Source organism: Lysinibacillus sp. NPDC059133 (genome assembly GCF_042755925.1).
Classification (GTDB): Bacteria; Bacillota; Bacilli; order Bacillales_A; family Planococcaceae; genus Lysinibacillus.
In genome coordinates, this window is record NZ_JBHZDH010000042.1 from 38,217 (window position 1) to 48,609 (window position 10,393).

The following is a 10,393-nucleotide window of genomic DNA, read 5'->3' on the forward strand; positions in this document are numbered from 1 at the left end:
TATCCCCTCTTTCAATTCAGCCTGATTATACGGTTACATAAAAAAACTATAAATAATACACTTTAATTTTTCTGAATATTTCAGTAACATTATAGTTGGAAGAGGAAATTTATGCATGCACGAGCAGAAAAAGGGGTGTTGTTCATATGACAAAATATAAATTCGAATCAACAGAGCATGAGTTATTCCGTAAAACCTTACGTAAGTTTTTAGCAGAGGAAGCCGAGCCACACTATCCACAATGGGAAAAAGATCATCTTATTCCACTTGAATTTTGGCGTAAGCTTGGGGAAATGGGCTATCTATGCCCTCAAGTAGAAGAGCAATATGGCGGTCTCGGGCTTGATTTTAGTTTTGGCGTTATTATTCAAGAAGAGCTAGAGCGTGTAGGTTCAAGCCTTATTGGCGTTGGTTTGCATAACGATATCGTCGTGCCCTATATCGAGGCATACTGCTCAAATGAGCAAAAATCACGCTGGCTACCAAAATGCGTTACAGGCGAAAATATTACAGCTATTGCTATGACAGAGCCAGGTACAGGTTCAGATTTGGCAAACATCCAAACAACTGCCATTCGTGATGGCGATCATTATATCGTTAACGGACAAAAAACATTTATTACTAATGGTATTCATACAAATTTAGCAGTCGTTGCTGTAAAGACAAATCCTCAGGCCGAAAAAAAACATCGTGGCATTAGCCTCCTTGTCATTGAGGACGGGACACCAGGCTTCACAAAAGGTCGCAAGCTCGAAAAAGTTGGCATGCACGCGCAGGACACAGCCGAGCTATATTTCGAGGATTGTCGCGTACCTGTAGAAAATCTTCTTGGTGAAGAAGGTAATGGCTTTATCTATATGATGGAAAAACTGCAGCAAGAGCGCTTAGCGGTTGCCATCGCCGCACAAACGGCTGCTGAGGACATGCTTGCTTTAACAATTGATTATGTAAAATCACGTGAAGCTTTCGGAAAATCCATTAGCGACTTCCAAAATACGCAATTTAAAATAGCCGAAATGGCAACGAAAATCGAACTTGGCAAATCATTTTTAGAATCTTTAATAGAGGAACATATCGCAGGAAATGATGTTGTGACAAAAGTTTCAATGGCAAAATACTGGATAACGGAAAATGCACGCGAGCTTGCTGTCCAGTGTATGCAGTTACATGGTGGCTACGGTTATATGGAGGAATACAAGATCGCTAGAAGATATCGAGACATTCCTGTCATGTCCATTTATGCAGGTACCAACGAAGTCATGAAAGTGATTATTGCTAAGAATTTAGGGTTATAACTTTGAAAGTGAAATCTATGGCTCTTCGGCAAAACGAAGAGCCGATTTCCTCCGTTCCTGCGGGCGTCCGATGAGCCGCTTCGCTTCACTTTACTGTGATAAAAAAAACTCCAGCACAAATGATGTGTAGGTGTGAAAGTGTAGTGCTAGCGAAATGGCAGCGAATTAAAGCGACGATCCGAGGCGACGGATTGAACTGCCAAAGCCGTGGATAGAAACGCCAAAATCGTGGATAGGACCGCCAAAGCTGCGGATGGACCGTCAAAGCGACGGATTGTTAGGCCGGAACGACGGATGATTGTGCCCAAGCGACGGGATAAAGAGCCGGAGTGACGGATAGTAACCAAAGCGACGGATTGTTAGGCCGAAACGACGGATGATTGTGCCTAAGCGACGGTATAAAGAGCCAGAATGACGGATAGTAAACAAAGCGACGGATTGTTAGGCCGGAACGACGGATGATTGTGCCTAAGCGACGGATAAATGAGTCCAAGCGACTGTATAAAGAGCCAGAATGACGGATAGTAACCAAAGCGACGGATTGATGGGCCGGAACGACGGATGAATGAGTCCAAGCGACTGTATAAAGAGCCAGAATGACGGATAGTAACCAAAGGCGACGGATTGTTAGGCCGGAACGACGGATGATTGTGCCCAAGCGACGATATAAAGAGCCGGAGTGACGGATAGAACCGTCAAAATCGTGGTTAGAATACCGCCATAACAAAAACAGCGGCAAAACGATTGCCGCTGTTTCTTGTTTATGCTGCTGGAATTCGAACGATGACTTTAAATAAATCTCCATCTACCTCTATACTCATACGAGCACCATGTAAATCTACAATAGATTGTGCGATGGCTAAGCCTAGCCCTGAGCCCTCTGTATGGCGTGAAGCATCTGCTCGCTTAAAGCGTTCAAATAGCTCATCAGCATTCTCGCTAATTTCATATTTTGCAACATTTTTCACTGTGAATTCAGCATCACCTTCTGCTGTACGTTTCAATGTTACATAAACTCGTGTGCCTTCTAATGCATATTTCAATACATTAACGATTAGATTATCGATCAATCTCCACCATTTTTGTCCATCCACATACGCGTAGATTGGTTCATGTGGTTTTGTCATGCGTAAATCTAAATGAGCCTGTGCTAAATCTTCCTCATGCTCCCCTACTGCCTGCTGTACAAGTTGGGTTAAATCCACTCGACTGCGATGAAGCTCCATGTTACCACTCGCCATTTTAGATACTTCAAAAAGATCCTCAATTAGTAATTTTAGACGTTCTGATTTTTTATCAAGGATATGAATGTATTGCTGGCGCTCTTCCTCTGTAATAGTAGGATTTTTCAGTAAATCTGTATACGTAATAATAGATGTTAATGGCGTGCGTAAGTCGTGACTAACATTCGTAATAAGTTCTGTTTTTAAGCGTTCACTTTTTGCCTGCTCATGCATAGACGTGCTGACGCCTTCTCTTAAATGATTAAGATTTTCGGCATGCTCTGCGAGTGGTGATTTGCCCATTACTTTGACGTTACGATTTAAACGCCCGTCTGCCATGTCTCTTGTATCCTTCATAATTCGATTTAAGTAACCCATTCTAGAAAGGAAAAGAAGCATAGCTGGAATACCGATCATCGCACAGAAGCCCAATACTAGGAAGGGGAATCCGCCACCTCCTATCAGTGTGGCAACAAGACTTCCGCCACCAAAAAATGCTGCCCCAATCATGACAATGGAATGTAATGCAATGGAACGGTTTATAAATAAATCTGTGATTGATTCACCTAGTGACCATAAAACGCTACCTTTTAAGTTCTCCTCTAATTTCTGCGCTGTATTCACTCGATCATACAACCAAATTAGCTGTACAAAGAACAGCATAGCAATAATGATTAAGGCACCTATTTTAAACAATATATCCATTAAATGCCGTACATGATTATAGTCATAAAAATCATTTAATATCGAATAAAAAGCAGTATCAGATGTTATCAAATATGCGAATGCACTTATTAATAATAATACGATTGTGTAATCAATTTTCATCTTTGCAAAGGCTTCTTTTCCCTTTAAACCTTGTACCATCTGCAGTACTTCTTTACGCCCTTTCCATGAAAAAACAGCTGCGACAATACTCATTAACCATATAAAGGAGAAGGTATATTGACGGGTTTTAAAATTGTTATATCCCACCATGATGCTTTCTGCTTGTGCTGATTTTTTTGAGATAGTTATTATGCCAGTGTAATCAAAAGTTTCCCTAAGATCCTCCATACCGAAGCCGATACCAGTTTGATAAAAAATATTTTTTAAATAATCACTGATATTTGAAGTCGTTAATGGATGTTGCTCCGTAAACTTTATTTTGAAAGCACTACTATCTGAAACATTACCCGAACTAAATGTTTCACCTGTTTCAGTGTTCGTTAATTCATAAGACCATTGATTATTAATTTTCACGAAATTCTTTGCTTCTTCTTGTACTGCCTTTATATATTTATCAACAATCTCTTCTTTTTGAGTAAGAATTTTTTTGCGGACATGCTCATCATCCCCAAAATTAGTCGTAATATCTTTAATTTTGGCATCTCGCTCTTTCTCAAGCTTTGTTTTTAACTCCGTTGCATTTAAATTAGTAGCTTCTTGAATGCGCTCTGCATATTGGGCCTTAATATTCCCTATCTGTTCTCCTAATGTTCCATAGTGATTACGATGTTCCTCAATTTCACTTTGTGTCACCACAATTTTACTTTTAAAATCTTCGGCCTTCGGTACATTTAACACTAATGGTCCTAATTCCGACTGGAAATCATCAAGTTGGGGTTGTAAATTTTCAGATTGAAAATAAGACTTTCCAATATATCGATGCCCGACTTTTGAGAACGTAAAAATACCAAATATCACCCAGATTAAACATAAAAGAGCGAGAAGAGGTTTCCAATTTTTCACCATACTTTTAACTCCTCTCTAAAAAATTTTCTCGAGCAATTGTAACATCCCCGAAGAGCGGGCAGTTACTAACTGATAGGCATACACACCAAAATAAATTAGTCCAATAACCCCTGCTATAAAACCTGCGATTGTAACATAGTTCTCTATTTTATTTTTCCATTTTATAGCCAACGCCCCACACCACCTTTAAATAACGTGGATTTTTCGGATCTGCCTCGATTTTTTCACGTATTTTTCGAATGTGTACAGCCACAATATTTTCTGCATTGTAAGCTTCCTCATTCCATACACGCTCATAAATCTCTCCTATCGAAAATACACGCCCTGCATTTTTCATCAATAATTCCGTAATTTTATATTCGATTGGTGTTAATCGAACAGACTCGCCTTCTAAGATGACTTCCTTTGCATCTTCATCTAAGACAAGTCCGTCGATTTCCACCTTCGCTGCGCCTTCATTGTACGTCCCAAGTTGTACATAACGTCGCAGCTGCGATTTCACCCGAGCCAATAGCTCTAACGGATGAAAAGGCTTTGTAACGTAATCATCTGCACCTACAGATAGACCATGAATTTTGTCGCCATCCTCCGCCTTTGCACTAAGCATAATAATTGGAATATTGAGCTCTTCTCTAATTTTAAACGTCGCTGTTATTCCATCCATATTTGGCATCATAATATCTAAAATAATTAAATGTACTTCATTGGTTTCTAATTTTTCGAGTGCCTCTAAGCCGTCAGCAGCTTTTATGACATTGTAGCCTTCATTCTTTAAATAGATTTCAATACCATCACGAATATCTTGATCATCGTCTGTTACAAGAACTGTTAGTTTCGTCATGATATACACCTCGCTCTCAATTAATAGTGTACCTTTTAAATCTTAAAAACCAGTTATTATAAAAATGAAGAATTTCTTAAGGTTTTAACTTCTGTCAGCGGGTGTCCAAACATCCGCTGACATAAAGGTGCTCAGTCTAAGAACGCCACGTCCTGTGGCAATGACTGAGTGACCAACATCGTGCTGCTGACGCTGCGTTAGCACTACGCTTTCGCACAGAAACATCCGCTTCGCTGCAGGTTCTCGGGCCAACAGATGTTTTTTGCGCGAAAGCGCAGCGTCAGCAAAAGGTTTTCATATGTGCGAAAGCGCAGCGTCAGCAACGGCACCGATATTGGTCACGAAGGCGTTATCACTGGATGTGATGGTTTTAGTCTTCGTTCCTCTATTGCTGATCCCCGAGGAGTCGCCCAGTCGTAACGAAGATCAACTTATATACAGGGCATATGTAAATTAGCAATTAGCAAAACAGCAATAAATATAATAAATTAATCTTACATGTTCCTAATCTAAAAATTGTATTGTATGACTTGTCCTCAAAGCGTTTTACATCCTTCTAATGTCAATAACATAGTATCCCTTCTAAACAAAAAAAAGACAGGGATGCTATCAATCGTTCAAATAGTTGTACCTGTTAGACGAATTAATTAGAAAAAAAGACATCGGACTAAAGCAATGCTCGAAGTAGAAAAATGGGCAGTGCTAATAATAGTCCCCCACAACCCATTAACATTAATAATACAGATTTATCAAAAAGTAAACAATTACCATTTCCCTTTTTCTTTCATTTATTAACCCATAGTAGGCTTTCTATTAAAGGGAGGTTATAATAAAAACAATAAAAGGAGCGAAATTTATGTATAAAACAATTGAAGAAACAGCCATCGAACTTGGTATGCCAGAGGATCAAATACTTCGCCTAGTTTACGAGGGCCGTATTCGTTCAGTATACGACGGGGATCAAATACTGATTAATAGCGGGCAGTTCAGCACTTATTTTGAGCAATTAGATCGTATTAAAGAGGAAATTGAAATTTGGCGGAATACACCTATTCCAGAGGATATTGATGTTAAAGATGAGGATTAAAAAAAATGCCTATCATTCAAACAAGTTGAACATTGTTGAATGATAGGCATCTATTATATTGTTACGACAAATCCAGCCCGCTTACCGATAATTTCCGCATAATCCTCAACCATAACACTAGCTGTCGGATACATACCTGCCCCAGGTCCAATTAGCGTTAATGTGCCAATATAATTAGTATCCAATGCCACAGCATTATTGACGTCATCAACTGGATAAAGCGGGTGTTCTTTATCAACTAATTGCGGCCCAACCTTCGCGACCACTTTACCATCTGCTAGTTTCTCAACCTCAGCTACATGGCGATAACGCAAGCCTTTTTCACACGCTTCTTTTACTTGCTCTGCCGAAATGCTATCAATTCCGACTACTTCGACCTCAGACCAGTCTGGTTGTTCACCAAATGCCAAAGCACTTAAAATCATTAATTTTTTGAAGGCGTCCTGTCCGGATATATCATTATATGGATCTGCCTCCGCATAACCTAAATTTTGCGCCTCTTTTAATGCAGTGTCGAACGACCAGCCCTGTGAACGCATTTTCGTTAAAATATAGTTGGATGTCCCATTTAAAACACCCTGAATACGACTAACATCATTGACAAGCAAGATGTTTTTCATCGTTTTAATAACTGGTACACCGCCAGCAGTCGTTGCCTCAAAGCCTACAAAAACACCGTTTGCTTTTGCAAGATCCTGTAGCTCCAAGCCTCGTTTTGCAAACATTACTTTGTTAGCTGTGATGACATGACATTTATGTTCAACAGCGCGCTTTAAATAAGTAAATGCTGGCTCCTCGTTGACGATCGCCTCAAAAACAACCTGCATACCTGGTTCCGCTAAGACTTCATCCATACTAGTTGTCATTAAATGTGCTGTCCCTGGTACACGTTCACGGCTGGCGTCTGTAACTAAAATTTTTGCTACTTCTAGCTCGATTCCTAATTTATTTTTAAGCTCTTCACGCTTTTCGTTTAATATATGGTAAATTCCTTGACCTACCGTTCCAAATCCTAATATAGCTGCCTTTATAGTTGCCATTTCTGTTATTCCCTCCAACTTACATTCCGCAGTTTCATTATATTTCGTCTCAGCTTAATTCGTACAGATTTTGAATTGTTCGCCGACTTTACAAAGCAGGTCAGTTTGCCTTGTTTAACACTTCGTTTTCAGACAGATATTTAGTCATGGTGTTTCACGTTCCCTACAAAAAAATTCTGCCTGAAGATACAAAGTTTGTGAAACACACAAATTCAAATAATTCGAAATTCAACTTAAAGAAAATTGTAACGCAAATACATACATTGCACAAGAAAAATCTTTCTAGGATGGACATTTGTTTCCTCTAGAAGTGCAAAGGAAATCGTTTTCATTCCTTTATTATATGATTTTTCACTTGATCTATAATAATTGAACAAATATTGACGACGATTCTTATTGAAGAAATAAAAACCTTTCTTCTATTATATATATGTATGTAAATACATTCATAAAAATTGTTCTTTTGAAATATATTAATAAAATTTTTTTCAATTATGCCAGTATATCTTCCAACATCTAATTAAAAAGCTCATTCCCTGTAGCAGCAGAGAATGAGCTCAAATTTATGAGGGATAATTAACTAGCTTTGGCTAGCCATTTATAACGATATTGTGTTAGAGCTTGTTGCACCAGTCCTATTTCCTCTAGTGTAAAATTTGGTATTGCATACGTACGTTCAACTAATTGGAACGTGCCGTATTTTAAGTAATACTCTGTCGCAGGTAGAGGAATATGACTTGCTCCATAGCCTTCATAAGCTTCAAAAACTTCTTTTACTGTATAGCCTTCCTCTTTGACATAAACAATTTCCTTAAAAGCTGAATGTCCAAAGATCTCTTGCCATGTACTCTCAACTGATGCAAGTATGTTTTGAATGGACATGTTGTTCACAAACACATGACCTTCATTTAACTCATAAATAAGATAAGATGCAATGTTTTGCGCACTATACACATTTCCCATTTAAAACACTCCTTTATCATCAGTTTTGGTAGATAGGAGTAGCTACTGGCTGAGCAACTACTCCCCTTCATATATTCAAAAGTGGGGGAGCACTTATGAAAACTAAATGTCGAACGCTTTTCTTATTTCCTAGTATAAAGCAAGGAATTAAGTAAGTCAATAATACTTATAAAATTACTAGGTATTATTTTTAAAGAGTTTCATTTACCCTTACCAAATGAGGCAAGCGGATGATGCAGCAACGTTTTACGCATTACCAAATGAGGCCTATCGAATGAGAAAATACGTAAACGCTACAACATTAGCCAATGTCTTTTATTTATTAAGCTTCTACTTGTTGTTGTGAAGCTGTTACTTGTTCAATAGCTTGTTCTAAATCTGCAATAATGTCCTCTACTGCCTCTAAACCGATGGATAAGCGAATGAGCGACTCGGTTACGCCAGTTTGGATTAGCTCCTCAGCTGAAAGTTGTTGATGTGTAGTAGATGCTGGATGGATAATTAATGATTTAGCATCCCCTACATTTGCTACGTGCGAGAATAATTTCACACTATCGATTAATTTACGCCCTGCTTCACGTCCACCTTTAATACCAAATGTAAGCACTGAACCAAAGCCATTTCTCAAATATTTTTTAGCTAACTCATGGGTAGGGAAATCTTCTAAGCCATTGTAATTTACATATTCCACAGATGGGTGGTTTCGTAAATATTCAGCTACCGCTAATGCATTTTCATTATGTTTAGGAATACGCAAATGAAGCGTTTCTAAACCTTGTAATAAATTAAATGCTGCGTCTGCACTTAATGTTGGTCCAAAGTCGCGTAGTAATTGCACTCGCAGTTTTGTGGCAAATGCAGCCGATGCTGTGTCTATACCATAACGCAAACCGTGATAAGAAGCATCTGGCTCAGTAAAGCCTGGGAAACGTCCACGAGTCCAATCAAACTTCCCTGCATCTACTACAACGCCACCTAAAGTTGTACCGTGGCCGCCAATCCATTTTGTTGCGGAATGAACTACGATATCTGCACCGAAGTCAATTGGTGTAGAGCCATACGGTGAAGCAAATGTGCTATCAATAATTAATGGCAAGCCGTTTTCATGTGCTATATTCGCTACTGCTTCAATGTCTAGCACTTTTAAACTTGGGTTACCGTAAATTTCAGCGAACACCGCTTTTGTTTTATCCGTAATAGCTGATCGGAAATTTTCCGGATTTGTTTCGTCTACAAAAATTGTTTTAATACCGTAGTTTGGTAGTGTGTTGGCCAATAAATTATAAGTACCTCCGTATAAAGAGCTACCTGCAACAATTTCATCCCCTGCCCCAGCAAGATTTAAAATTGAAAATGCAATAGCTGCTGCACCAGATGAAAGTGCTACCGCTGCTGTACCGCCTTCTAATAAAGCGACGCGTTTTTCAAAAACATCTACAGTTGGATTTGTAATTCTTGTGTAAATATTGCCGGCTTCCTCTAAGGCAAAAAGACGTTGCGCATGAGCAGTGTCTTTAAAAACGAATGCCGTTGAGCGATATACGGGTACTGTACGAGATCCTGTTACCGGGTCTGGCTCTTGGCCACCGTGTAACAGCAATGTTTCTGGTTTAAAATTTGTCATTGTATACCTCCAAATGGTTATTTTTTTTACGATGGTACCGGAGATGAGGAGGATTTTTTCAGTAGAAAACAAAAACCCTCTTCAGCTAAGAAGAGGGTTGCGGTTGCAAGTTTTCCTCCCCTTATCTGCCAGATCCAAGTAAGAATCTGTAGGAATTAGCACCTTAGCAAGTTCGTCACTTACTGGTTGCTGGGCATCATAGGGCCTATCCCTCCGCCGCTCTTGATAAGAGTATGAGATTCAATTTCCATCGTTGTTACAAAGTATAAACATAGACTTTTTCTCTGTCAACACTAAAATTTTATTTTTTCCGAAACTTCTGTCTGCTTTTTTACGTAATACGAACGCATACATTATTTTAGTGTTACATAGCTCATCACTAAAAGTTTCGGGGTGAAATTTGTTAAAATGTACGCCCTTTTTATAAGTTGATTGTAGTGGAGACTGGGCGACTCCTTGGGGATCAGCGGTAGAGGAACGAAGGCTAAAAGCATCACGTCCTGTGATAACGCCTTCGTGACCAACATCGGTGCTGTTGCTGTCGCTTCGTTGCACTACGCTTTCGCACAGAATGAAACCCTTTTGC

The 10,393-nt window shown here is 39.2% G+C and carries 9 protein-coding genes and 1 riboswitch; of the genes, 2 read left to right on the plus strand and 7 right to left on the minus strand.

What is annotated here, in order from left to right:
- Nucleotides 1–146: 146 nt before the first annotated feature.
- Nucleotides 147–1,295 carry an acyl-CoA dehydrogenase family protein gene (locus ACFXN8_RS18985; RefSeq protein ID WP_386847256.1) on the plus strand — a complete coding sequence of 383 codons (1,149 nt, stop codon included), beginning with the start codon at nucleotides 147–149 and terminating at the stop codon, nucleotides 1,293–1,295.
- Between the two features lie 761 nt (nucleotides 1,296–2,056).
- On the opposite strand, the gene ACFXN8_RS18990 is transcribed toward ACFXN8_RS18985, so the two are convergent.
- The 3 genes from ACFXN8_RS18990 to ACFXN8_RS19000 are packed head-to-tail and all read right to left on the minus strand — an operon-like array spanning nucleotide 2,057 to nucleotide 5,093.
- Complete coding sequence (locus ACFXN8_RS18990) at nucleotides 2,057–4,252, minus strand: sensor histidine kinase (RefSeq protein WP_386847257.1); 2,196 nt, start codon at nucleotides 4,250–4,252, stop codon at nucleotides 2,057–2,059.
- A gap of 15 nt (nucleotides 4,253–4,267) precedes the next feature.
- A complete protein-coding gene (locus tag ACFXN8_RS18995; protein WP_376078467.1) occupies nucleotides 4,268–4,423 on the minus strand; it encodes a hypothetical protein in 156 nt (51 codons plus the stop codon).
- Nucleotides 4,401–5,093 (minus strand): response regulator transcription factor, encoded by a 693-nt coding sequence (locus ACFXN8_RS19000; RefSeq protein WP_386847258.1) that lies wholly within the window; start codon nucleotides 5,091–5,093, stop codon nucleotides 4,401–4,403. Before ACFXN8_RS19000 ends, ACFXN8_RS18995 begins: the two co-directional genes overlap by 23 nt.
- 856 nt (nucleotides 5,094–5,949) lie before the next feature.
- On the opposite strand from ACFXN8_RS19000, the gene ACFXN8_RS19005 reads away from it, so the two are divergent.
- Nucleotides 5,950–6,180 (plus strand): MerR family transcriptional regulator, encoded by a 231-nt coding sequence (locus ACFXN8_RS19005; protein WP_142509709.1) that lies wholly within the window; start codon nucleotides 5,950–5,952, stop codon nucleotides 6,178–6,180.
- A 53-nt stretch (nucleotides 6,181–6,233) separates the two neighbouring features.
- Here ACFXN8_RS19005 and ACFXN8_RS19010 read toward each other — a convergent pair whose 3' ends face one another.
- From ACFXN8_RS19010 to ACFXN8_RS19025, 4 genes are all read right to left on the minus strand, one after another.
- The gene (locus ACFXN8_RS19010) at nucleotides 6,234–7,220 is read right to left on the minus strand and encodes a homoserine dehydrogenase (RefSeq protein WP_376078476.1); all 987 of its coding nucleotides are present in this window, start codon (nucleotides 7,218–7,220) and stop codon (nucleotides 6,234–6,236) included.
- A 576-nt stretch (nucleotides 7,221–7,796) separates the two neighbouring features.
- On the minus strand, nucleotides 7,797–8,183 hold the full coding sequence (locus tag ACFXN8_RS19015) for a hypothetical protein (protein WP_386847259.1): 387 nt from the start codon (nucleotides 8,181–8,183) through the stop codon (nucleotides 7,797–7,799).
- A gap of 322 nt (nucleotides 8,184–8,505) precedes the next feature.
- Complete coding sequence (locus ACFXN8_RS19020; protein ID WP_386847260.1) at nucleotides 8,506–9,807, minus strand: O-acetylhomoserine aminocarboxypropyltransferase/cysteine synthase family protein; 1,302 nt, start codon at nucleotides 9,805–9,807, stop codon at nucleotides 8,506–8,508.
- A 118-nt stretch (nucleotides 9,808–9,925) separates the two neighbouring features.
- Nucleotides 9,926–10,039: riboswitch (SAM riboswitch) on the minus strand.
- Between the two features lie 8 nt (nucleotides 10,040–10,047).
- Nucleotides 10,048–10,393, minus strand: a 346-nt coding sequence (locus ACFXN8_RS19025) for a hypothetical protein (RefSeq protein ID WP_386847261.1), incomplete at its 5' end; no start/stop codon positions are given.

What these genes read in the sequence shown, in the direction of transcription:
- ACFXN8_RS19005 (WP_142509709.1), top strand. Translation starts at nt 5,950, where the DNA reads ATGTATAAAACAATTGAAGAAACAGCCATCGAACTTGGTATGCCAGAG.
- ACFXN8_RS18985 (WP_386847256.1), top strand. Translation starts at nt 147, where the DNA reads ATGACAAAATATAAATTCGAATCAACAGAGCATGAGTTATTCCGTAAA.
- ACFXN8_RS19015 (WP_386847259.1), bottom strand. Translation starts at nt 8,183, where the DNA reads ATGGGAAATGTGTATAGTGCGCAAAACATTGCATCTTATCTTATTTAT.
- ACFXN8_RS19020 (WP_386847260.1), bottom strand. Translation starts at nt 9,807, where the DNA reads ATGACAAATTTTAAACCAGAAACATTGCTGTTACACGGTGGCCAAGAG.
- ACFXN8_RS18990 (WP_386847257.1), bottom strand. Translation starts at nt 4,252, where the DNA reads ATGGTGAAAAATTGGAAACCTCTTCTCGCTCTTTTATGTTTAATCTGG.
- ACFXN8_RS19010 (WP_376078476.1), bottom strand. Translation starts at nt 7,220, where the DNA reads ATGGCAACTATAAAGGCAGCTATATTAGGATTTGGAACGGTAGGTCAA.
- ACFXN8_RS19000 (WP_386847258.1), bottom strand. Translation starts at nt 5,093, where the DNA reads ATGACGAAACTAACAGTTCTTGTAACAGACGATGATCAAGATATTCGT.